Raw genomic sequence first — 19031 nt, forward strand, 5'->3', positions numbered from 1 at the left:
ACCGGGGCCTAACCACGACTCGACTCCCGACTAGACCAGGAGGATTCAGTGGCTGACGCCATGATACCAACACTGCCGGCGCCGTATTACGAAGACGACGCCGTGACGCTCTACCACGGCGACTGCCGCGAGATCACGGCATGGCTCGACGCCGACGTGCTGGTGACCGATCCGCCATATGGGATCGCGTTCACCACGGGCATGGACCACCGCAAGAACACCGACCGCGCCCGCAAGCGTGATGTGGCGGGAGACCTCGACACTTCGGCCCGCGACTATGTGCTGGCGGCATGGGGTGGCCGACCCGCGATTGCGTTCGGGTCATGGAAGGCCAAACGACCTGCGGCGACTCGGGCGCTGTTGACGTGGCACAAGGGTCTGAACTGCGGCATGGGCGACCTGTCGATGCCCTGGAAGCCGAACACCGAAGAGGTGTATGTCATCGGGTCTGGATTTGTGGGCCACCGTGGCAGCTCCGTCCTCGACTACCAGGCCCCGCCGTCGCAGGTTTCTTGGGGCAGGCAGCATCCGACACAGAAGCCGCTCGACCTGATGGCGGCGCTGATCGCCAAGTGCCCACCTGGCATCGTCACAGACCCTTTCGCAGGTAGCGGATCGACGCTCGTCGCCGCCAAGCAACTCGGACGCAAGGCCATCGGCGTCGAGCTCGAGGAACGTTACTGCGAGGTCATCGCCAAGCGTCTTGCGCAGGGCGTCCTCGACTTCGGGGTGACCGCATGAGCAACACATTGCGACGTGACAGATATGTGCGGGCGATCTTCTGCGGCGAGGACGGTGGCGTCGGCGAAGCGGCGCTCTACCTAGTCATGGCTGTGGCGGACGCCGAGCAGGCCGAACTGCGGGCCGAGGTCGAGCGGCTGCGATCTGCGCTGCGAGCCGAGCGGGGCGACGACTGATGCCGAAGCAAGCGCCCAGCGTCTACGTACCCCTCGACGTCAACTACATGCGCGACCCCCGCATCCGACGCGCCGGCCCCGACGCCGAACTGCTCTACCTGCGCGCACTGGCCTACGCAAAGGGCGGCGAAACGGACGGGTTCGTTCACGACTACGACCTCGACGTCATCGCCGTAGGACTCAAGGCCATCCCCGGACGAGTCAACGCACTCGTCCGGGAAGAAGCCTGGGAGGTCCGTGAAGGCGGCTGGTTCATCACCGGGTGGTTCAACTGGAACCAGTCGGTGGCCGAGCTCAGAGACCAGCGCAAACGCAAGGCCGAGGGTGCCGCGAAGACGAACCACAAGCGCCACGTCGAAGAGGGAACCGCCTACCGGGCGGGTTGCCTCGTGTGCATTGGGGAGGTTGCAGCGTGAACGCACTAGCGAACGCTATAGCGCACGGTCCAGCGACCGCTATCCCAAAAACTAGCGACGTCGCAAAGACAAGGGAAGGGAAGGGAAGGGACAACACCACACCACAAGGCATTTGGGTGGCGAAGTTCCAAGACCAAGGCTTACTAAGCCAAGGTGCCGCGACGACGAGCCGACCGCGGATGGTGCTGCCCGTCATTGGACTTGGGGGCAAGAGATGAACCAAGTCGAAGCACACCGCCTCGCCGCCGCCGTGAGCCAGCTACGACCGGACTGGCCCGTCGCGTCCCTGTCGAGCTGGATCACGAAGAACCTAACCGAACGCCCCTACCGTGACGCCGCGGTAGCCCTCGCCTGGGTGGCCGCCGACCCTGCCACCACGACACCGGGGCGCGTCCTCGAGGCCGGCCCGTGGTGGCGCGCAGTCGTGGCGGACAAGGGCACGGTTTCGGCGGTGACGACCCGCTGCCCTGACCATCCCGAGCACCCCGCCTGGAAGTGCCCGGAGTGTGACGCGGAGACGACTCCCCCACCTGTGGACTGGCGTGGCGACGTGACCCTGTCGCGGCGTGCCCGACCGAAGACCCGACCTGAACCGACCCACGACCTCGCCGACGTGCGAGCCCGTATCGACGCCGAGGAGGCGCGCAATGACTGATGATCGATCAGAGACCCGACCCGACTGGCTCCATGAGGGTGCGGTCGTCGCCGTGGAGTCCTACCACCCCGACCGCGTCGACCTCGACACCGTGGAGCGCTTCACAGCAACACGAGTCGTCCTCAAGAGCGGTCGCTGGTTCCCGCTGAAGACGCTCATCAAGCACCGGCCCGGATCATGGGGCGGCGCCGACTACCTCAAAGACGCCAACGATGCCGGGGTGGTGCGCAAGATCCGCTTCCAGCAGACCCACGCACTCATCGCGGCGCTCGACCGGGCTGGCCGCACGCTCAGCCTGAACAGCACCGACGAGGAGCGGGCCGAGATCGCCCGCCTCGCCACGAAGCTCGCCGAGTGGGTCGCGCCATGACCTGCGACCTGCACCCCGAGATCGAGCGCCCGTGCTGGCAGTGCGGCATCAACCGTGCCCGCGCCGCCATCCGCACCCGACCCGGCACCCACGACACCGACCCCGACCCCACCAGGGCGCGCGCCATCGCACGAGCCCGCCAAGACCGCACCAACGCCAAGGAGCAGCCGTGAGCCGCACGCCCGACGACCTCAGCGCGCCACCCCAGACGCGCCCACCCCACATCAGTCCGCAGTGGTGGTACCGCGCAAGCTGGCGAGCCCGACAGCAAGCAGTCGACGCCCACAACCGCACCACCCGACCCGCCGACCGAACCTGCGGCACCGACATCGACAACATCGTCAACGCCGCACGCACCGCCGAAGCACAACCCATGACCCCAGCCGAACTCGACGACGCAGCCCTCATCGAAACCATCGAACTGCTCCTCGAAGACGGCGCCCCCATCGACCGGATCATCGCCACCACCGGCCGGAAAGTCGGCGCACTCGAAGCCCGGATGCGACGCGCAGGACGGCTCGACCTGTCCCGGCAACTCGGCAACATCCGCAACGCCATGCGCCGCAAAGGATGCCCTCACTGCGGGAAGTCCATCTGGTCCGGCGCGACCCAGTGCGGCACGTGCGCGAACAAGGCCAGCTCGGCGAAGAAGCGCGAGGCGAAGGTGGCCGTCCTCGAGATGATGCTTGAGGCTGACCCTTTCCTGAACGTGGAGCACGCCGCGGCGAGGCTCGGGTACTCGTCGGGGAATGGCGTGCAGCAGATGCTCAGGCGGGCCGAGCGGGACGACCTGCTGGACGTGTTCGCGCGCAACTCGGCTCGTGCTGGTGCGCGGGTCACGTCGAAGCGCAGGGAGCGTGCCGCGTGACCACCCAGCATCGCAAGGCGCGCGGCATGAGGACGCAGCTCCTCGTCGCCGAACACCTCCGCGCCAACGGATGGCCCCACGCAGGAAGCGCCGGCAGCGGACGCAACGGCGCCGACATCCTCGAAACGCCCGACATCGCCGTCGAGGTGAAAGCCCGAGCCGACCTCAACCCGCTCGCCTGGGTCAAACAAGCCGAGGGTGCCGCAGATGGCCGCCTGCCGTTCGCAGTGTTCCGCCCGAACGGCATGGGCGAGACACCCGGACGCTACGTCGCGTTCCTGCGCCTCGACGACCTGGTGAGCCTGCTGCGGGCCGCTGGCTACGGGGCTGAGTCGTGACCCGCGACCCGATCCGCGAGGGCGACATCGTCCGCGTGACCGACCCACGCGACGGCATCGAGCACGAGGCCATCGCAGACGGCGGACCCGAACACGGCGAGGTTTGGGTCCGCTTCACAACCAAGGGCCGCGAGATTCCGGTCCCCGCGAAGTACGTCACGAAAGTGAGAGACGCATGGTGAGCAACGAACGAACCGTAACGCCCCCCTGTGACGAGTGCGGCCACACCCACGCGCTAGCCGGATGCGTTGGGCCCCCGACGCCTAGCGACCTGTGGGCTGGGGTCACGCCTGGCGCGTGCGACTGTAAGCGCCTCGCGGACGCCGGGACGACCCAGGGTGCCCCCGAACCGTCACAGGCCGCCATAGAGTCGCATGGCGACGACGAGCGGGTGCGCCGGTATCGAGATGCCGTCGAGAATGCCGTGCTGCCGGTCAGGGTCCGCCAAGTCATGGCCGTGGCTGACGCCGAGCAGGCCGAACTGCGGGCCGAGATCGAGCAGGTGCGGCTCGGCGCAAGGACGCTCGGCGAGATCATCCGTCGTCAGGGTCGAGACGTGCTTGACGCCACCGGCCTGCACCACCTCATCGACGAGGACGGCGACGGTGACTGGGGTCTCGTCTGGGAGCACCTCGCCGAACTGCGACCGCGTGCCGGGGCTGCCGAGTCCAAGGTGGCGCGAGCGGCGGAAGTTCTCGACCCGCTGATCGAAGGCGTCGAGATGGACGACTCTGGCGAGCCCACATGCCACGACTACGACCGGATCGACAACGGCGAGTGCGCCCTGCTCGCTGACCTTCGCCGCGTCAAGGCCGCGCTGGACGGTGACGCATGACCAGCCACACCGAAACCCACGACCTCATCGAACGCGCCGCACACCTCGCACGCCTCGGATGGGCCGTCGAAAAACACGCAGCAAGAGGCGAAGTCGAGTTCCGCCTCACCGACCTCCGCGACACCGCCCACGCCCTCGAATGGGCCGACCTCGCCCACGCCTGCGACAAGGGCGGCGACGAGCTCGACGGGCCGGTGACGCTCACGGACGAACCAGGCGGCGACGCGATGCGCTGGGAGCCGTTCCTGTGACCGCGCCGGAACGGATGTGTCCTCGCTGCGGCTGCGGCATGGAGAGCGGCTGGCAGTACGCCTGTTGTGCCGAGTTCCCGACGGCCGAGGAGCGCATGGCCGCACACCGCGCTCTCTGTCACCGATTCGCCGACGACGTGTGCCAGACGTGCGCCGACGAGATGGAGGCCGAGCATGACTGAGCAGCCGACGCTGAATGCGCTCACCCAGCAACGCGACCGCGAATACCTCGAACGCCTACTCGCCCACCGCACGCGCGCACTCACCCGAGTCATCGCCGAACGCGACCAGGCACGCGCAGAAATCCAACGCCTCACCAACACCAAGGGGACCGACTGATGACCACACTGGCTGCCACCGAGCGGGCACTCCTGACAGCCCTGGGAACGATCCGCGAGAACTGGGCGGCGCTCGTCGAACCACTCCTCGACGCCGCAGCATCAGTCGGGACAGAACCCGTCACAGGAGGCGGCGCAACACTCACCGCCACCGAGGCACGCATCAGCCTCCGACACGAAGCAACCCTCTGCCTCAGCTCGTGGGCACGGGTAGTCGTGGACGACAGGCACCTCACCAAGTCCCTTCCCCTCGGACACGACACCCTCGGCCTCATCGAACTCCTCCAACGCCACGCCGGCTGGATGTCAGGACACCTCGCCGGCCCCGAGTGCTCCCGAGAGCTGACATCTATGGCCGCCCGCGTCAAGGACTCGGCCGAAGGGAACAGGGTCGCCAAGATCCAAGTCGGCCGATGCCCCGAAACAGTGTGGGTGACCGACGACGAGATCGGCCGCTGCCCCGGAAACCTCTGGGCAACCATCCGATACGAAGAATCGATGCTCGCCAAGGAAGTCACCTGCGACGGCCCAGAGCAGCACAAATGGGCGCCTCACGAGTGGGCGTCCCTAGGCCGTCGAGTGCTCCCACCCAAGGGCGCTGAGACAGTCGCATGACTCTCGTCGACTCCGAGGTCGCGGCGATCATGCTGCGGGTAACGCCACGCCGAATCCAGCAGCTCGTGAAAGACGGATGCCTGACAAATCACGGAACGACGCGCCGCATCCGCCTAGACCTTGACGAAGTGGAACGATTTCGTCTAAGGTGACCTTGACTGGATTTCTACGCCCAGACAGTCCAAGTCAAACTGAGGCGCCCAAGGCCCGACCTGCTGCGAAGTGGTCGGGCCTTCGCCTTACCCAGACTTCCCCATCGCGGACGACCGGCGCACACATAGCCAGCCCAGAGCGGCAGGACGCGGTGCGAACCGATGGGGCAAGAAACCTTGGCGGCTCGACTCGATGCAGCACGTGAACCGCCGCCGCCAGACAGCGAAGAGCACTGGCAACCGGCGTGGCCCCTCTCGACCAGGGGCCACGCCGAACCCATGAACCCTCAGCAGGGCGTCCGGCCGCTACCCGACGCCCTGCTGAGTCCTTGTAGCGGAGGGAAACCCGCATGAACCTCGCAACCAAGCTAGCGACCCCACCCGCCCGAAGCGGCAACGGCCCCAAATGCTCAGTCGGCAACGCGCTCGCAACCCTCGACGCAGCCAACCGTGACGCGCTCCAAGCAGCCCTAGACCTCCGAACGGCCAGCGGCGAGTACGCCTGGCCCGAGCCGGCGCTCAAGGCGGAAGTCACCGCAGACGATGGCCCGTTCATCGGTGAGGGCGCGATCGGTAAGCACCGACGCCGACAGTGCGGGTGCTTCCGTGGAACTCGCTGACAGGCTCGCCGCCACGCCCGCTGCGACCGAGCCGCGCCGAACCCGCCCCGAGCACGCCTCCGGGTATGAGTGGAACGGCACTGAGGGCTTCATCCAGACCGGCCCGCTCGCCGAACGCCCCCGCACGTGGGACGCCTTCATTCTCGACTCCGGGCTCGACCCGGACGAGGTTGAGGTTGTCGGTGATCCGCAGGTCCGCGGCTGGGACGCGCCTATCGCTGGCGGCGACGTCGTGCGGATGCACTACTACCGCCTCACCGTTCGACGCCGCACCCTCAAGCGCGACCTCGACGAGCTCGTGAAGGCCGCCAAGCGCGTTCGTCGTTCGGTCAACACCGAACAGGCGAACACCGACAAGGCGTTCCTCGTCGCGCTGGGCGATCTCCAGCTCGGCAAAGCGGATGGCGACGGAGTCGAAGGCACCGTCGCACGCTTCCTCGACACCACAGCCCAGGCCGTCGCACGCTACAAGCGCGTAGCCAAGGGCGCGCCGATCTACCTGCTCCACCTCGGCGACTGCATCGAAGGCATGGTGTCGCAAGGCGGCGCGAACACGTGGCGCACGACGCTCACCACCACCGAGCAAGTGCGCCTCTATCGTCGCCTCCTCATCGAGCAAGTCAAGGCATTCTCTGCCGTCACGCCCCGGCTCGTCGTCGCAGGCGTCCCCGGCAACCACGACGAAGCGCACCGGCCGCTGCACACCTACGGCGACTCGTGGGCCATCGACAGCATCGCCGCCGTCAGGGACGCCCTCGACCTCGCCGGCACATACGAGCACGTCACCATGCACGCCCCCGAGCGGGACGAGCTGACCCTGACGCTCGACGTGTGCGGCACCATCGTCGGCCTCGCACACGGGCACCAGTGGCGGGCAGGTCAGCACACGAACTGGTGGGCCAAGCAGGCGCACGGACGGCAGCCCATCGGGGACGCCGACCTACTCCTGTCGGGCCACCTGCACCACCTGCGCATTGAGGCGACTGGCTCTGACAAGACGTTCGTTCAGGTGCCCGCTCTCGAGTCCGGCTCGCAGTGGTGGAAGCACCGCGCGGGCGAGTGGGGACAGCCTGGCATCGTCACCGCTGTGGTCGGTGGCGGCACGTGGTCGTCTCTCGAGGTGCTGTCGTAAGCGCCAGACTTCAGTACGAACGGATGTAGATCATCCGTTACTTAGACCCCCCGCAAGCCTCTCAACGATGCTCAAATGCCGCGGTCAAGCACACCCCGAGCGGACGCGCACGGTAGGAGCCTGACGGACCTGTCACCTGTCCGGGCCTTCATGGGTGGACCTCGACAACTGAATAGCGCGAGGCGGGCTCAGGTAGCAACGAGCCCGCCTCGGCACACCCACACAACTCGACGCCCCATCGACCGAGGCGCCGGCCAAGCGTGCAACACAACCCTTCGTGAACGCGAACGGTTGTGTCCACCCAAGCTCGGAGCAGCCCATGACACTCGACCAAGCCATCACCCACGCCGCCGCACGAGCCGCCATCGCCATGTCCAACGGTGAAGAGCAGCAAGTCGCCGAATGGACCGCGGAAGTCACGCGACTCCTCGACCAGCGCGACGGACTGACCGCGGCCGAACGCACAGTCGCACGGCTCGACGGATACACCCAAGAGCAGCACCGTGCAGGCATCGACGCTGCACGTGAGCGCCTTGCCGTGCGCCGCAGTCGTAAAGAGCGGGCGCGTGAGGCTGCGCTCCGGCTTCACTGCCCCACGTTCGACGAGCTCGCAGGCAGCCCCGACCACAGCAGCGTCCGCAATGGCTAGCGCGTCCGGCCGCATCTGCCGCTACAGCAACGCCGAAGCAGCCCACGTCGAATGGGTCCACTTCGACGTCGACGAAGAAACATGGACCTGCTTCCACCACGCCCGCACCAAAGGCCCAGCAATGGTCGCCGCAGGATGGGCGCGCGTCACCGAAGAAGAGTGGCTCCACGAAGAGAACCGACTCATGGGGGCGCTGTGAACAACGAGGACATCCGCGAACGCTTCGCCTCAGCAGTAGCCGACTCAATGGCCTCCGTCGACGAGATGGTCAACAAGTGGATCGCCTGCGTCGAGACCATCGACAACGATGGCCAGCGTGCGCTGTGGGTCCTGTCCGACCCCACGTCCAAGCCTTGGGACACGCTCGGGATGCTGACGTTCGCAGTCCAGCAAGAGCAGTCCGAGTCGCTCGCCAACATCGCCGACGACGACGAGTGAGCGAGCCCGACCCGGCCTGTCACCGACACCAATGCCCAGCGTCGAACCACTGCGACAAGCACCAGGCGCACCACTGCGTAGACAGCATGGCCCGATGGTGCCGAGGAGAACGACGTGGCTAAGCGCGTGTGCGGTCAGCCCGGTTGCCCCACCATCAGCGACGGGCCACGCTGCACCGAGCATGCGCGACCCAACGCGAACGCTCGAGGCTACGACGCAGCGCACCGGCAAGAACGAGCCAAGTGGCAGCTCATCATCAGCAAGACGGGTTGGCCCTGCTCGCGTTGCGAAGGGCGCATCCAGCCCAACGACGACTGGCACCTAGACCACACCGACGACCGAGACGGATACCTCGGTCCAAGCCATGCGCGCTGCAACCTCAGTGCGGCCGGCAAGAAGTCGCACCAGCAGTAACCTCATCAGCAACCTGCGACTGATCCTCGCAGGTAGGAAGGCCCGACGTCCCAAGCGTCGGGCCTTCCGCATTCCTTGGGAGAACAACATGCACGAGAAGACCTGCCTCTACTGCCCGAAGCCTGTCGCCCGAACGCGACGCACGTGCGGCTCAAGCTCCTGCCGCGACGCCGACGGCTATGCGTGGCTACAAGACAGGCGCGCGCGATCCACCTCTCGTCCTCGGCCAGAACGCAGGACTGCATTCACCTCCACGTACCGCCTTGAGATACACGAGCAAAGCGGCTGGACCTGCCACATCTGCGGCTACGACATAGACCCAGACGCGCTCTACCCGAGCATCGACGCCGCGGTTGTGGACCACGTCATACCACTCGCCAAGGGTGGCACCAATGACCGGACCAACCTTGCCTCGGCCCACTCCTACTGCAACCTCGTGAAGGGCCGCAGACTGCTGGCCGACGTCATGTGACCGAATGGGTGGGGGGCGCCACCGAGGCCACCTCCGGCCCAAGACCGCTGGGAGGTGACTCGCTGTCCAGAGGGCTGAAATGTCCTTTGGGGGCGAGCGAAACCCGTTCCGCTCACGAGGCGCGAGGCCGCGTGATTCTCGCCGCAGCGCGATGCTGCTGAGGAGTTGACATGGCTGCATCGAACACGCCGACTGGCCTTGGTGCTGGCGGACGCGATCTGTGGACGTCGATCACCGACGATCACGAACTTGACGCCGCCCAGAAGGTGACGCTGCTCGAGGCGTGCCGGTCGAAGGATCGACTAGACAAGCTCGACGATGTGCTGCGCGGCGACGGCGACACGTGGATGAAGTTGTACGTCGACCCTCGCTCAGAAGACGGAACGATCCTTGAGCTTCGAGTGACGCAGGCCCTTGCCCAGGCGAACTCGACCGCTAATCTCTTGAAGCAGCTTTTGGCCGCACTGCGCCTTCCGGATGTCGCATCGGGCAAGCGTCCGCAGCAGCGGGGCGGCGCTCGTGGTGCTTACTCGCCGACCAGCAAGAATGGCGCCAAGGTGTCGAGTCTCGACAAGGCGCGCGCCGCTAAGAGTTCCTGATGGCGAAGCGGTGGCAGCCGCTCTTCGAGGGTCACGAATGCAGTCTTGGCTATGAGGTCATCGACCAGATCGAAGAGTTCATGTGCCACGGCGAGGGCGACCTTCAAGGGCGTCCGGCCGAGGTTGACGATGAGATGCGCGAGCACATCATCGAGTGCTACCGACTCGACCCTGTGACGGGTCGTCGGATGCGAAACGAGGCAGTCCTTTCCCGCCCCAAGGGGCGTGCGAAGTCTGAGATTGCGGCATGGGTGGCTACGGCTGAGGCATTCCTGCGGGTGCGCTTTGATGGGTGGGACGCGAGCGGGCAGCCGGTCGCGAAGGCCGTCACATCCCCGCTTGTGAAGTGCCTCGCGACCGAAGAGGGTCAGGCCGGCAACACGTTCAAGACGATCGCCTTTATCGCGGGCGAGTGGGGCAAGGATGAGCACCCGGAGGTCTTCGGCGACTCCACTGGTGTTCGCAAGTATCAGTCCGCTTCTGCGATCTACCTGCCGCAAGGTGGAGAGGTCCGGGCTTGCACGTCTGGCTCTGCATCCAAGGATGGCGGCCTCGAGTCACACGTAGTGGCGGACGAAACGCACCTGTACACACTTCGTGAGCTTCGCGAAATGTATGCGACCATCTCGCGAAACATGGGCAAGCGCTTTGATGCCGACCCATGGCTTCACCAGACTTCGACGGCCTACCGCCCTGGCGAGATGTCGGTCTTCGAGGAGACGCTGACGCTGTGGCGCAAGAAGGAACTGCCATCGTCGGTCTATGTCAATCACCGCGAGGCCAAGGGCCGCATCGACATCTCTGACACGGAGTACACGCTGAAGCAGCTCCGCTACGTGTATGGCGCGGCGGCCGAGTGGATCGACATGGATCGGAAGATCCGCGATATGCGCGATCCTCGAATCTGCCCAGATGAGGCCACCGCAGCGCGCTACTTCCTGAACCGGCCGATGTCGACAGTGGACGCATGGATCGCCAAGGATGTGCATGAGCGCCAGACCAAGACGCGCGTGGTCGCGCCGGGTGAACCCATCGCGATCGGTTTCGACGGCTCGCTGAACGATGACACGACGGTCCTGCGTGGTTCGTGCATGTCGGACGGGTTCCTGTTTCGGCTCGGCGCCTGGGCTAAGCCTGATGGTGCGGCCGGAATCGGTTGGGAAGTTCCCCGCACCGACGTGCTTGCCGCGATTCGTGAAGCATTCGCTCGATATGACGTGACGCGCGCCTACTTCGACCCTCACGAGTGGCGGTCGGACATCGACGCTCTCGCAACGGAGTTCGGTGAGAACCGTGTCATCAAGTGGCCGACTACTGCTGACACTGCCATGGGTGCAGCGCTCGATCGACTTCATGCTGACCTGACGACGGGAGTCGTCTGGCATGACGATGACCCGTTGGCCGCTGAGCATTACGGCAACGTCTTCGTTCGTCGCAAGGGCGCACTGAGGCTCGTGCGCAAAGAGCACCCTAACTCATCTCGAAAGATTGACTCGGTTGTTGGCGACGCGCTGGCCTATGAGGCCCGCGCCGACGCCATCGCGGCCGGGTGGGGCACCAAGACCGATTCCAAGTTGATCTTCTTCACCAAGTAGAGACGGGGGTTCCTGTGGCTGCACTGCCCCTGTCAACGTCGGGTCTGTCGGACGACGAACTTGCCACGATCAAGCGCCTCGCGGGGCAGGTTCAGAACAACCTGCCCGGTCTGATGCGGCTGGATCGGTACTTCAACGGTTTGCAGCGGCTTGAGCACATCGGGCTTGCGGTCCCGCCTGAGCTGCGCCATTTCGAGACTGTGGTGAATGTGCCGCGGATCTCGGTGGTGGAGCCTGAGCGGCGTCAGTCGCTTCGTGCGTTCTACCGCACTGGGGACTCCACGAAGGAGGACCCGGCGCTGCGTGAGTCGTGGGAGTACAACAACCTGGGCTCGGAGTCGTCGCTGTGTCAGACGGACGAGAAGGTTTATGGCCGCTCGTTTGTCGCGGTGGGCACGAACCCTGACGACAAGGCGCACCCGCTGGTGACGGTGGAGTCGCCGTTGCAGATGGGTTACGAGGTCGATGCGCAGCGGCGCCGTTTCCGTTCCGTGTTCCGCATGTATGCGGACCCGACGACGTTGAAGACGCACGGCACGTTGTACATGCCGAATGAGACGATCCCGGTCATCTTCGATGGCGGCTGGAAGGCGAACGGCCCGCGTGACCAGCACAACCTCGGCGTTATCCCGATCGTGATGTTCCTGAATCGGCGTCGCGCCGGCTCGTGGGCCGGTCAGTCGGAGATGTCTGACGTGATCGGCTTGACGGATGGCATCGCGCGCCTGGTGACGAACCTTCAGATCGGCGCCGAAACGCACGCTCTGCCGTCGTGGTTCCTGTCGGGCGTCAAGAAGGAAGACTTCGTGGACCGTGACGGCAACCCCGTCCCGGTGTGGGAGTCGTACATGACGAAGATCAAGGCGCTGACGAACTCCGAGGCGCGGGTCCAGCAGTTCCAGGCGGGCGACCTCAAGAACTTCACGGATGCCGTGAACAACATGTTCGCGTGGTGTGCGGCGGTCCTCGGGCTGCCGACGCGCTACGCCGGCCAGCAGACGGTTAACCCAGCAACTGAGGGTGCGATCAATGCTGACGAGTCGCGCCTGATTCGCAACGTCGAGCGCATGAACGCGCACGACGCGGATTCGTGGTCGTGGACGATGGGTCTCGAGGAGCGCTTCCGCACTGGCGAGTGGGGTCCGTCGAACTCGATTCGCGCGATCTACCACAATCCTGCGACGCCGACGATTTCTCAGATCGGTGACGCGGCGATGAAGATGCGGGCGGAGCGGGTTCTGTCTCGTGAGGGCGTGTGGGACATGCTCGGCTGGGATGAGGCTCGCAAGAAGCAGGAGCGGGACCGTCTCGACGCTGAGGCGAAGGGCGACCCCCTGCTGAATGCCGCTCGTGACCTGATGGGTGGCGCTGGTGCTACCACAGGCGGTCAGTGACCACTACCGCGCTCGTCAACGGCTCATCGTGTCGACGCTCATCCGCGTCCGCCACGAATGGTCGTCGATGGGTGACGATCTCGAGGCGTCGTGGGCGCGCATCGCTCCTCGCGTCGCACTCCTGACGGCGTCGGCGCAGCTTGGCGCGGCGCGTTCCGGCGCGGCGTATGTCGAGGATGCTTTGGCGCAGCAGCGTCAGACGGTAGCCCCGGTGGCGCAGGTCGTCCCGCGAGGGCTGGTCGGTGTCGCGTCGGACGGTCGCTCGCTTGAGGAGTTGCTGTACAGCTCCGTGGTGGCGGCTCGTTCAGCGAAGGTCGGGAGCCTGCCTGAGCGGTTGCGCGTGGGCGGCTTGTGGCTTGACGGGATCGTGCAGACGCAGGTGTCTGACGCGGCCCGTGATGCCGCGAAGGTCGCGATGACGGTGCGCCCTGGTGTGCGTTACGTGCGGTTCGTGAATCCTCCCTGCTGTCAACGGTGTGCGGTGTTGGCGGGTGAGGCTAGGGAGTATTCGCACCCGTTCCAGCGTCATCCGCGGTGTGACTGTTCGATGGTGCCGACGACGGTGGTGAACCCGGATTTTGCCGGCGAGAAGTTGACTGCGGCCGACGTCACCGACTTGACGCAGAAGCAGAAGGACGCCCTCGAAGGTGGCGCGAACTTCCACTCGACGATCAATGACTATCAGCGCAAGCGTGGCGACTTCAGCGGCTATCTGCCGCCGACGCGCGTCGACAAGGTGATCGACCGGGCGGGCCAGCGTGACAAGGCCGCAGCGGCTCTCGCCGAGCTCGGCATCCTCATCTGAAAGGCCCGCCCACTGTGCGGGCCTTTCGCATACCCACAGTCTTCCGCCGCGGGGCGATTCCGTGACGGCAACCACCCGAGCGATTCGGAGTACGACCATGTCCGACACCACCACGCCTGCCACGCCCGCCGCTCCGGTGGCCGAGCAGCCCAAGCCCGCCGCACCCGCGGCCCCCGAGACGCCAGTGCAGCGCGACGCTGCCGACGAGCCCCTCGGCCAGCCCGGACTCAAAGCCCTTCAGGCAGAGCGTGACCGGGTCACCGCCCTCGAGAACGAACTCAAGGGCTTCAAGCCGCTCAAGGAGCAGATGGATGCCCTTCGAGGCATCTTCGGCGACAAGGCGGCTGACCCCGGCAAGGACATTGTCACCACCCTTCAGGATCAGGTCGCAGAGATGCGCCACGACACCCTCGTCGAGCGCGTGGCGCGAAGCCACGGCATCAGTGACGACAAGGATGTGGCCGTACTGCGCGCCATCAAGGATGAGTCGCTGATGCAGCAGCTCGCCGAGCGACTGAAGGCCAGCAACAACACGCCCCCCACGCCGGCGCATGACCCTTCGCAGGGCTCCGCGCCGATCAGCGAGGCGGCCGCAGCAGATGCGGCTTACCAGGCGTTCTTCCCATCTTCCAGCAAGTAAGAAAGAGAGATCCAGCTCATGGCTGAGTACCTCCCCGTCTTCAAGCCTGGTCAGGCCGTCACGCTCAAGGCTTCCGCCGCCATCACTGGTGGTCAGGTTGTCGAGGTGACCGGCTCTGGCACGGTCGGACCGGCTGGCGCCGCGTCCACGAAGGTCGTCGGTGTGGCCGCGTTCGACGCCGCCACGAATGACAACGTCACCGTCTACTCGGGCGGCGTCCAGCACGGCACCGCCTCGGGCGCTGTCACCGCTGGTGACGTCGTCCAGGCCGGCGCTGCCGGCACCATCGCCTCGGGCACCACCGCCCCTGTCGGTATCGCCCTCACGACCGCCGCCAGTGGCGCGGACGTCCGAGTCCAGTTCAACCGCTGAAAGGAAGTGACCTGATATGAGCAGCTACCCTCCGGGCTCCGTTTCCATCTCTGGGACCAACCTGACGGCGTCCTACTTCCTGTCGCAGCCCTCGTTCGTCGCGCGTCGTCTGCGTGACCTCGCGGACCTGCGTTATGTCGGCCAGAACCTTCTCCGGGGCCGCGCCTCGGCTGAGGGTGGTGCTGTCGGCTACGAGTCCGCTGGCGAGTCCATCTTCGCCGACGCCGCTCCCGAGATCGTCGCCCCGGGCGCCGAGTACAGCCTCACCACGACCGGCGCCGGCACTCCTGCCGTCGCGAAGGTCGCGAAGTGGGGTAAGGACTCGCTCGTCACGGACGAGGATGTCAAGCGTCGCAACATGGACCCGGTCAACCGTGGTCTCGCGAAGCTCGCCAACTCGGCCGGCCTCGTCGTCGACCAGGCTACGGGTGCCGCCATCGCTTCGGCGGTCACGGCCACCATCGCCGCTGGGTCGAACTGGAACGCGGCCAACACGAGCATCCTCGAGAAGATCATGCTCGCGCAGGCCCAGATCGCCGGCTCGAACCTCGGCTACCATGCCGACACGATCCTCGTCAGCGACACCGTTTGGGCGTACCTCGCCTCGAACGACAAGCTGTCGTCCCTGATGGCCCGCGAGAGCCTGAACAACCCGGTCTACACGGGCCGGTTCAGCAACCTCGCCGGCCTCGACATCGTGCACGTCCCCGCGGCGAACATGCCCGGTGGCGACGGCACGAAGGCGTGGGTCCTCGACACCCAGTCCCTCGGGTTCATCGCGACGGAGGACCTCGGCGGCGGCTACCTGCCCGCTGGTGACCTCGTCGAGTCGAAGGTCATCCGTCAGGACGAGAACGACGCGTGGCGCCTCCGTGCCCGCGTCAACTTCGCCGCTGCGGTGACCGACCCGGGCGCCGGCCTCGCCATCACTGGCGTCGCCTGATGGCTGCCGCGAAGCCCAAGAAGGACGAGTCTCAGGCTGAGGTCGTGCTCGTCCCGTTCGCCTACGCGGCGGCGAAGTCCGGCGAGGTGGTGGCGCTCCGTAAGGGCGACATTGTCGACGAGGCGCGCTTCACGGAGGCGTCGCTGGATCACCTTCGCGGCATCGAGTTCATCGGCAAGAGCAAGTAAGTGGAGGTGGGGCGGTCATGGCTGTGAGCCCAGACAGTGTCGCGGTTGAGCTTGGCCGCCCCACCCCTCTGTCCGAGTCGGATTCGGCTCGGTTTCAGTCTTGGATCGACCAGGCGCTTTACCTGATCGGTAGGCGTTACTCGATCGACGCGCTGAACTCGGCCGACGTCGACTATGTGGTCCTGATGGCTGTCGCGGAACACGCACGCCATGCGGACAGCGCCAAGAAGGTCACGGTCTCGGTCGATGACGGGAACGTGTCGAAGGAGTACGACACCCCTTCGTCTCGGGTTTCGATCTGGGATGACTTGTGGGATGTGCTCGAGCCGCAGGTCAGCGGTGGTGGCGCGTTCACGATCGGCCCATTCGGTGCGCCTGATCGGATCGGCGACGGCCCGACGGGTTGGGTCCGGTGAGTTTCGGCGACACGATCGCCGCAGGGCTCTCCGAACTCCGCTCGTATGCGGAAGAACTCATGCGCGACACGATCCGGGTCGAGCGGGCCACGGGAACGCAGTCGATGGACCCGGACACGCTCGAGATGGTCGATGACTACGAGCTGGTGCATGAGGGCAAGGGTCGCGTGCAGCGTTCGGGCCAACTGTCGCCGCACGAGTCGGTGTCCGGCGAGGTCGAGTTCGGCGTGAATGCGCTCATGGTGCAGTTGCCGTTGTCGGCGTCGGGCATCAAGAAGGGCCATCGGGTGACTGTTACGGCGGTCGGCGCCGTGAGCGACCCTGACCTGCTCGGGCTCGTGGCGACGGTGCAGGCGAACTTGACGAAGTCTCACGCGACGAAGCGCACCCTCGTGTGTGAGGAGGTCACCTGATGGACATTGACCTCTCGGAGTTCAAGTCGCTGTCGGTTGGTATCGGTCGCGCGTCTGCGTCTCTGGTTGCTGCGGAGTCTGCGGTGGTCGAGAAGGCGCTGGTGAACATCAAGAAGGGTGCGCGCGAGAACGTGTCGACGGACCCGACGTGGAATCGTCTGGCGCAGACGATCAACTATGACAAGTTCGGCCTGAACGGCGTGGTCGGCTATGACGACCGCGGTCAGGGCGAGCTCGCAAGCATCGCTGAGTACGGCTCGGCGCGTCACGCCCCGCACCCGGCGCTGTTGCCTGCCGCGCGTGACGAGTTGCCGCGTTTTGAGAAGGCGACGTTGGATGCGCTGACGAAGGCGATCGGCGGTGCGCTGTGAGCACTGACCTGCCGGCCGCGATCCTCGAGCGTCTGACCGCGGCGCCACTCAAGGCGTTTGACTCTCCCCCGCCGACGACTGAGAAGTACCCCTATGTCGTCGTCTACTTCGACTCTGGTGTCCGTTCGTCGGACCGCGAGAGCGACCAGCGTGTGACACGCGCGCATGGCTGGCAGACCACGGTTGTCGGCTCGAATGCCGCCCAGGTCCGCGCCGCCCTCGATCGCGTGACTGCCGCCCTTGAGGATTGGCGCCCGAGCGTGACTGGCGTGTCGTTCTCGAAGGTTGAGCATGACGGGTCGCAACCGACCCGACCCGATCCGACGATGCCGGACCGGACCCTCTACATCGCCACCGACCAGTGGCGAGCGGTGTCAGATCCAGCCTGACGCCCGCAACCCGTGCACCCATCCATTCGATGCCCGGAAGGGGCGATTACTCATGGCGTGGAAGCGCTACAAGGACCCCACGTCCGGGGACGAGTTCACGGCTGACGAGCGTGCCGGGACTGCGATGGGCCTGAAGCCTCTCGACAAGGACGCGGTCGACGCAAGCGACCGTCCGCTCGCACCGAAGCCGAACACTGACAAGGCGGGCCAGCCGGCCTCCAAGAGCAAGGAGTCCTGATATGGCACTGACCATTCCCCCCGGTGTCGACGCGAACGGTCGCCGCAACGCGATCTTCGTCCCGACCGACACCCTGTCCGTCGCGACCCTGACGGGCGCCACGGCTGTCGAGCTGATGTGCTACCTGACGAAGGGCACCTTTGGTGTCGCGTCGGACACGCAGCGCGGCACGGACGAGCGTGAGTGCACTCTCGTCGCCGCTGAGGTCCTGGGCAACACGACGTATTCGATGAACGACCTCGAGTACGTGTGGGAGCCGCAGGACAAGACGGCGAACTCGCCGACGAACAAGGCGCTGAACCTGCTCGGGCCGCGCACTGGTGGCGCGACGGGCTTCCTCATCGTCCGTTATGGCGTCTCGCAGGACTCGCCGCTCGCCGTTGGTGACCTCGTCGACAAGATGCCGGTGACGCTTGGCCCGCAGATCCCGAAGTCGGTGGACGGCTCGAACCCGGCCGAGAAGCTGAAGATCACGCAGGCCGTGGTCATCGGCCAGGGCGCGCAGTTCGGCGTGGCGCTCGTCGCCTGACCCTCTCTACTCCCAGTCGGCCCGGTCGCACGGGTCCGGGTCGGCTGGGGCTTAACCCGTGCCACTCGTGCTGTAGCAAGGAGATTCACCCATGTCTGATTTCGACTTCGAGGCGTTCATCTCCGGTGCGCGTCTCGCTGAGGACACGTTCAGCCTGTACCTCGTCGACAACGGCCGGAAGATCGCGCACCTTCAGGAGCAGATCGACAAGGCCAAGAACGGCGGCGACGAGCGCGAGGCGTCCACGGGCAACACTGTGGACCTCGAGGCCCAGGTCGCGGCACTCGTCGACGAGATGGCTGCGAGCAAGCGTGACCTCACCCTCCGCGCCCTCACCCCCGACGAGCTGAAGCGCGTCAGCGATGACGACACCGACGTGTATGACCAGCTCGCCACCCAGTCTGTGAAGCCGAAGCTTGACCGCGACCAGTGGCAGCGTCTCGGTGCGGCTGCCGGTGCCAAGCAGTTCTCGGAGTTCGTCAGCAAGGCGAACGTGCTCGCGACGAACGATGTGGTGATGCCGGATTTCTCGCCGAGCGACTCGACGACCCACGATCTTCGGGAATCCTCCTCGAACTGAGGACGGCCCGCGACTACCGGCTGACGCTCTCCCAGTTCCGGGCACTACCCGAGACTGACCGGCTACTGGCCCTAGCGCT

34 protein-coding genes are annotated in these 19031 nt (G+C 65.9%); 33 read left to right on the plus strand and 1 reads right to left on the minus strand.

Features of this window, described 5'->3' with window-relative positions:
* Nucleotides 1-48 precede the first annotated feature (48 nt).
* The 9 genes from U5C87_RS17645 (at nt 49) to U5C87_RS17685 (ending at nt 3746) form a co-directional block, all read left to right on the plus strand.
* Nucleotides 49-741, plus strand: a complete 693-nt coding sequence (locus U5C87_RS17645) for a DNA-methyltransferase (RefSeq protein WP_330473797.1) — start codon at nt 49-51, stop codon at nt 739-741.
* Complete coding sequence (locus U5C87_RS17650) at nt 738-917, plus strand: hypothetical protein (RefSeq protein WP_330473798.1); 180 nt, start codon at nt 738-740, stop codon at nt 915-917. The genes U5C87_RS17645 and U5C87_RS17650 overlap by 4 nt, the downstream gene beginning before the upstream one ends.
* The gene (locus tag U5C87_RS17655) at nt 917-1333 is read left to right on the plus strand and encodes a hypothetical protein (protein ID WP_330473799.1); all 417 of its coding nucleotides are present in this window, start codon (nt 917-919) and stop codon (nt 1331-1333) included. Before U5C87_RS17650 ends, U5C87_RS17655 begins: the two co-directional genes overlap by 1 nt.
* Before the next feature lie 214 nt (nt 1334-1547).
* Nucleotides 1548-1988, plus strand: a complete 441-nt coding sequence (locus U5C87_RS17660; protein ID WP_330473800.1) for a hypothetical protein — start codon at nt 1548-1550, stop codon at nt 1986-1988.
* A complete protein-coding gene (locus U5C87_RS17665; RefSeq protein WP_330473801.1) occupies nt 1981-2358 on the plus strand; it encodes a hypothetical protein in 378 nt (125 codons plus the stop codon). The genes U5C87_RS17660 and U5C87_RS17665 overlap by 8 nt, the downstream gene beginning before the upstream one ends.
* Nucleotides 2355-2531, plus strand: coding sequence for a hypothetical protein (locus tag U5C87_RS17670; RefSeq protein WP_330473802.1), 177 nt, complete (start codon nt 2355-2357; stop codon nt 2529-2531). The genes U5C87_RS17665 and U5C87_RS17670 overlap by 4 nt, the downstream gene beginning before the upstream one ends.
* Nucleotides 2528-3226, plus strand: coding sequence for a hypothetical protein (locus U5C87_RS17675; RefSeq protein WP_330473803.1), 699 nt, complete (start codon nt 2528-2530; stop codon nt 3224-3226). Before U5C87_RS17670 ends, U5C87_RS17675 begins: the two co-directional genes overlap by 4 nt.
* Nucleotides 3223-3564, plus strand: a complete 342-nt coding sequence (locus U5C87_RS17680) for a hypothetical protein (RefSeq protein WP_330473804.1) — start codon at nt 3223-3225, stop codon at nt 3562-3564. The genes U5C87_RS17675 and U5C87_RS17680 overlap by 4 nt, the downstream gene beginning before the upstream one ends.
* Nucleotides 3561-3746, plus strand: a complete 186-nt coding sequence (locus U5C87_RS17685; RefSeq protein WP_330473805.1) for a hypothetical protein — start codon at nt 3561-3563, stop codon at nt 3744-3746. Before U5C87_RS17680 ends, U5C87_RS17685 begins: the two co-directional genes overlap by 4 nt.
* A 170-nt stretch (nt 3747-3916) precedes the next feature.
* Here the strand turns inward: U5C87_RS17685 and U5C87_RS17690 are convergent, their stop codons facing one another.
* Nucleotides 3917-4147: a hypothetical protein gene (locus tag U5C87_RS17690; protein ID WP_330473806.1), complete on the minus strand. Its 231-nt coding sequence runs from the start codon at nt 4145-4147 to the stop codon at nt 3917-3919.
* Here U5C87_RS17690 and U5C87_RS17695 point away from each other — a divergent pair.
* From U5C87_RS17695 to U5C87_RS17810, 24 genes are all read left to right on the plus strand, one after another.
* Nucleotides 4121-4399, plus strand: coding sequence for a hypothetical protein (locus tag U5C87_RS17695; protein ID WP_330473807.1), 279 nt, complete (start codon nt 4121-4123; stop codon nt 4397-4399). The two genes, U5C87_RS17690 and U5C87_RS17695, sit on opposite strands and share 27 nt — an antisense overlap.
* On the plus strand, nt 4396-4650 hold the full coding sequence (locus tag U5C87_RS17700) for a hypothetical protein (RefSeq protein WP_330473808.1): 255 nt from the start codon (nt 4396-4398) through the stop codon (nt 4648-4650). The genes U5C87_RS17695 and U5C87_RS17700 overlap by 4 nt, the downstream gene beginning before the upstream one ends.
* A gap of 174 nt (nt 4651-4824) precedes the next feature.
* Nucleotides 4825-4989 carry a hypothetical protein gene (locus U5C87_RS17705; RefSeq protein WP_330473809.1) on the plus strand — a complete coding sequence of 55 codons (165 nt, stop codon included), beginning with the start codon at nt 4825-4827 and terminating at the stop codon, nt 4987-4989.
* The gene (locus tag U5C87_RS17710) at nt 4989-5603 is read left to right on the plus strand and encodes a hypothetical protein (RefSeq protein ID WP_330473810.1); all 615 of its coding nucleotides are present in this window, start codon (nt 4989-4991) and stop codon (nt 5601-5603) included. The genes U5C87_RS17705 and U5C87_RS17710 overlap by 1 nt, the downstream gene beginning before the upstream one ends.
* A 710-nt stretch (nt 5604-6313) precedes the next feature.
* Complete coding sequence (locus U5C87_RS17715) at nt 6314-7507, plus strand: metallophosphoesterase (protein WP_330473811.1); 1194 nt, start codon at nt 6314-6316, stop codon at nt 7505-7507.
* 319 nt (nt 7508-7826) lie between these two features.
* A complete protein-coding gene (locus U5C87_RS17720; protein ID WP_330473812.1) occupies nt 7827-8156 on the plus strand; it encodes a hypothetical protein in 330 nt (109 codons plus the stop codon).
* Nucleotides 8149-8355 (plus strand): hypothetical protein, encoded by a 207-nt coding sequence (locus tag U5C87_RS17725; RefSeq protein WP_330473813.1) that lies wholly within the window; start codon nt 8149-8151, stop codon nt 8353-8355. The genes U5C87_RS17720 and U5C87_RS17725 overlap by 8 nt, the downstream gene beginning before the upstream one ends.
* Nucleotides 8352-8594 (plus strand): hypothetical protein, encoded by a 243-nt coding sequence (locus U5C87_RS17730; protein WP_330473814.1) that lies wholly within the window; start codon nt 8352-8354, stop codon nt 8592-8594. The genes U5C87_RS17725 and U5C87_RS17730 overlap by 4 nt, the downstream gene beginning before the upstream one ends.
* 502 nt (nt 8595-9096) lie before the next feature.
* A complete protein-coding gene (locus U5C87_RS17735; protein ID WP_330473815.1) occupies nt 9097-9480 on the plus strand; it encodes an HNH endonuclease in 384 nt (127 codons plus the stop codon).
* Between the two features lie 170 nt (nt 9481-9650).
* Nucleotides 9651-10079 carry a hypothetical protein gene (locus tag U5C87_RS17740; RefSeq protein WP_330473816.1) on the plus strand — a complete coding sequence of 143 codons (429 nt, stop codon included), beginning with the start codon at nt 9651-9653 and terminating at the stop codon, nt 10077-10079.
* Nucleotides 10079-11674: a hypothetical protein gene (locus U5C87_RS17745; RefSeq protein WP_330473817.1), complete on the plus strand. Its 1596-nt coding sequence runs from the start codon at nt 10079-10081 to the stop codon at nt 11672-11674. The genes U5C87_RS17740 and U5C87_RS17745 overlap by 1 nt, the downstream gene beginning before the upstream one ends.
* Nucleotides 11675-11688: 14 nt before the next feature.
* Nucleotides 11689-13068, plus strand: coding sequence for a phage portal protein (locus U5C87_RS17750; protein WP_330473818.1), 1380 nt, complete (start codon nt 11689-11691; stop codon nt 13066-13068).
* Between the two features lie 28 nt (nt 13069-13096).
* Nucleotides 13097-13873, plus strand: a complete 777-nt coding sequence (locus U5C87_RS17755; protein WP_330473819.1) for a hypothetical protein — start codon at nt 13097-13099, stop codon at nt 13871-13873.
* A gap of 97 nt (nt 13874-13970) precedes the next feature.
* Complete coding sequence (locus U5C87_RS17760; RefSeq protein ID WP_330473820.1) at nt 13971-14513, plus strand: hypothetical protein; 543 nt, start codon at nt 13971-13973, stop codon at nt 14511-14513.
* Nucleotides 14514-14531: 18 nt separating this feature from the next.
* On the plus strand, nt 14532-14885 hold the full coding sequence (locus tag U5C87_RS17765) for a capsid cement protein (protein ID WP_330473821.1): 354 nt from the start codon (nt 14532-14534) through the stop codon (nt 14883-14885).
* A gap of 16 nt (nt 14886-14901) precedes the next feature.
* Nucleotides 14902-15828, plus strand: a complete 927-nt coding sequence (locus U5C87_RS17770) for a phage major capsid protein (protein WP_330473822.1) — start codon at nt 14902-14904, stop codon at nt 15826-15828.
* Complete coding sequence (locus U5C87_RS17775) at nt 15828-16016, plus strand: hypothetical protein (protein WP_330473823.1); 189 nt, start codon at nt 15828-15830, stop codon at nt 16014-16016. Before U5C87_RS17770 ends, U5C87_RS17775 begins: the two co-directional genes overlap by 1 nt.
* A 17-nt stretch (nt 16017-16033) precedes the next feature.
* Complete coding sequence (locus U5C87_RS17780) at nt 16034-16432, plus strand: hypothetical protein (protein ID WP_330473824.1); 399 nt, start codon at nt 16034-16036, stop codon at nt 16430-16432.
* Nucleotides 16429-16845 (plus strand): DUF6093 family protein, encoded by a 417-nt coding sequence (locus U5C87_RS17785; protein WP_330473825.1) that lies wholly within the window; start codon nt 16429-16431, stop codon nt 16843-16845. The genes U5C87_RS17780 and U5C87_RS17785 overlap by 4 nt, the downstream gene beginning before the upstream one ends.
* Nucleotides 16845-17216, plus strand: a complete 372-nt coding sequence (locus tag U5C87_RS17790; protein WP_330473826.1) for a hypothetical protein — start codon at nt 16845-16847, stop codon at nt 17214-17216. The genes U5C87_RS17785 and U5C87_RS17790 overlap by 1 nt, the downstream gene beginning before the upstream one ends.
* Nucleotides 17213-17605, plus strand: a complete 393-nt coding sequence (locus U5C87_RS17795; RefSeq protein WP_330473827.1) for a hypothetical protein — start codon at nt 17213-17215, stop codon at nt 17603-17605. Before U5C87_RS17790 ends, U5C87_RS17795 begins: the two co-directional genes overlap by 4 nt.
* A gap of 52 nt (nt 17606-17657) precedes the next feature.
* The gene (locus tag U5C87_RS17800; protein ID WP_330473828.1) at nt 17658-17843 is read left to right on the plus strand and encodes a hypothetical protein; all 186 of its coding nucleotides are present in this window, start codon (nt 17658-17660) and stop codon (nt 17841-17843) included.
* A gap of 1 nt (nt 17844) precedes the next feature.
* Entirely contained in the window at nt 17845-18372 is a 528-nt protein-coding gene (locus tag U5C87_RS17805; RefSeq protein ID WP_330473829.1) for a phage tail tube protein, read from the plus strand.
* 91 nt (nt 18373-18463) lie between these two features.
* Nucleotides 18464-18952: a hypothetical protein gene (locus U5C87_RS17810; protein ID WP_330473830.1), complete on the plus strand. Its 489-nt coding sequence runs from the start codon at nt 18464-18466 to the stop codon at nt 18950-18952.
* Nucleotides 18953-19031: the final 79 nt, after the last annotated feature.

This window comes from Terrabacter sp. C0L_2 (assembly GCF_036352015.1).
GTDB lineage: Bacteria > Actinomycetota > Actinomycetes > Actinomycetales > Dermatophilaceae > Terrabacter > Terrabacter tumescens.

What these genes read in the sequence shown, in the direction of transcription:
- U5C87_RS17650 (WP_330473798.1), top strand. Translation starts at nt 738, where the DNA reads ATGAGCAACACATTGCGACGTGACAGATATGTGCGGGCGATCTTCTGC.
- U5C87_RS17800 (WP_330473828.1), top strand. Translation starts at nt 17,658, where the DNA reads ATGGCGTGGAAGCGCTACAAGGACCCCACGTCCGGGGACGAGTTCACG.
- U5C87_RS17735 (WP_330473815.1), top strand. Translation starts at nt 9,097, where the DNA reads ATGCACGAGAAGACCTGCCTCTACTGCCCGAAGCCTGTCGCCCGAACG.
- U5C87_RS17740 (WP_330473816.1), top strand. Translation starts at nt 9,651, where the DNA reads ATGGCTGCATCGAACACGCCGACTGGCCTTGGTGCTGGCGGACGCGAT.
- U5C87_RS17765 (WP_330473821.1), top strand. Translation starts at nt 14,532, where the DNA reads ATGGCTGAGTACCTCCCCGTCTTCAAGCCTGGTCAGGCCGTCACGCTC.
- U5C87_RS17720 (WP_330473812.1), top strand. Translation starts at nt 7,827, where the DNA reads ATGACACTCGACCAAGCCATCACCCACGCCGCCGCACGAGCCGCCATC.
- U5C87_RS17760 (WP_330473820.1), top strand. Translation starts at nt 13,971, where the DNA reads ATGTCCGACACCACCACGCCTGCCACGCCCGCCGCTCCGGTGGCCGAG.
- U5C87_RS17770 (WP_330473822.1), top strand. Translation starts at nt 14,902, where the DNA reads ATGAGCAGCTACCCTCCGGGCTCCGTTTCCATCTCTGGGACCAACCTG.
- U5C87_RS17725 (WP_330473813.1), top strand. Translation starts at nt 8,149, where the DNA reads ATGGCTAGCGCGTCCGGCCGCATCTGCCGCTACAGCAACGCCGAAGCA.
- U5C87_RS17705 (WP_330473809.1), top strand. Translation starts at nt 4,825, where the DNA reads ATGACTGAGCAGCCGACGCTGAATGCGCTCACCCAGCAACGCGACCGC.
- U5C87_RS17670 (WP_330473802.1), top strand. Translation starts at nt 2,355, where the DNA reads ATGACCTGCGACCTGCACCCCGAGATCGAGCGCCCGTGCTGGCAGTGC.
- U5C87_RS17665 (WP_330473801.1), top strand. Translation starts at nt 1,981, where the DNA reads ATGACTGATGATCGATCAGAGACCCGACCCGACTGGCTCCATGAGGGT.
- U5C87_RS17710 (WP_330473810.1), top strand. Translation starts at nt 4,989, where the DNA reads ATGACCACACTGGCTGCCACCGAGCGGGCACTCCTGACAGCCCTGGGA.
- U5C87_RS17700 (WP_330473808.1), top strand. Translation starts at nt 4,396, where the DNA reads ATGACCAGCCACACCGAAACCCACGACCTCATCGAACGCGCCGCACAC.
- U5C87_RS17790 (WP_330473826.1), top strand. Translation starts at nt 16,845, where the DNA reads ATGGACATTGACCTCTCGGAGTTCAAGTCGCTGTCGGTTGGTATCGGT.
- U5C87_RS17655 (WP_330473799.1), top strand. Translation starts at nt 917, where the DNA reads ATGCCGAAGCAAGCGCCCAGCGTCTACGTACCCCTCGACGTCAACTAC.
- U5C87_RS17780 (WP_330473824.1), top strand. Translation starts at nt 16,034, where the DNA reads ATGGCTGTGAGCCCAGACAGTGTCGCGGTTGAGCTTGGCCGCCCCACC.
- U5C87_RS17810 (WP_330473830.1), top strand. Translation starts at nt 18,464, where the DNA reads ATGTCTGATTTCGACTTCGAGGCGTTCATCTCCGGTGCGCGTCTCGCT.
- U5C87_RS17745 (WP_330473817.1), top strand. Translation starts at nt 10,079, where the DNA reads ATGGCGAAGCGGTGGCAGCCGCTCTTCGAGGGTCACGAATGCAGTCTT.
- U5C87_RS17660 (WP_330473800.1), top strand. Translation starts at nt 1,548, where the DNA reads ATGAACCAAGTCGAAGCACACCGCCTCGCCGCCGCCGTGAGCCAGCTA.
- U5C87_RS17775 (WP_330473823.1), top strand. Translation starts at nt 15,828, where the DNA reads ATGGCTGCCGCGAAGCCCAAGAAGGACGAGTCTCAGGCTGAGGTCGTG.
- U5C87_RS17805 (WP_330473829.1), top strand. Translation starts at nt 17,845, where the DNA reads ATGGCACTGACCATTCCCCCCGGTGTCGACGCGAACGGTCGCCGCAAC.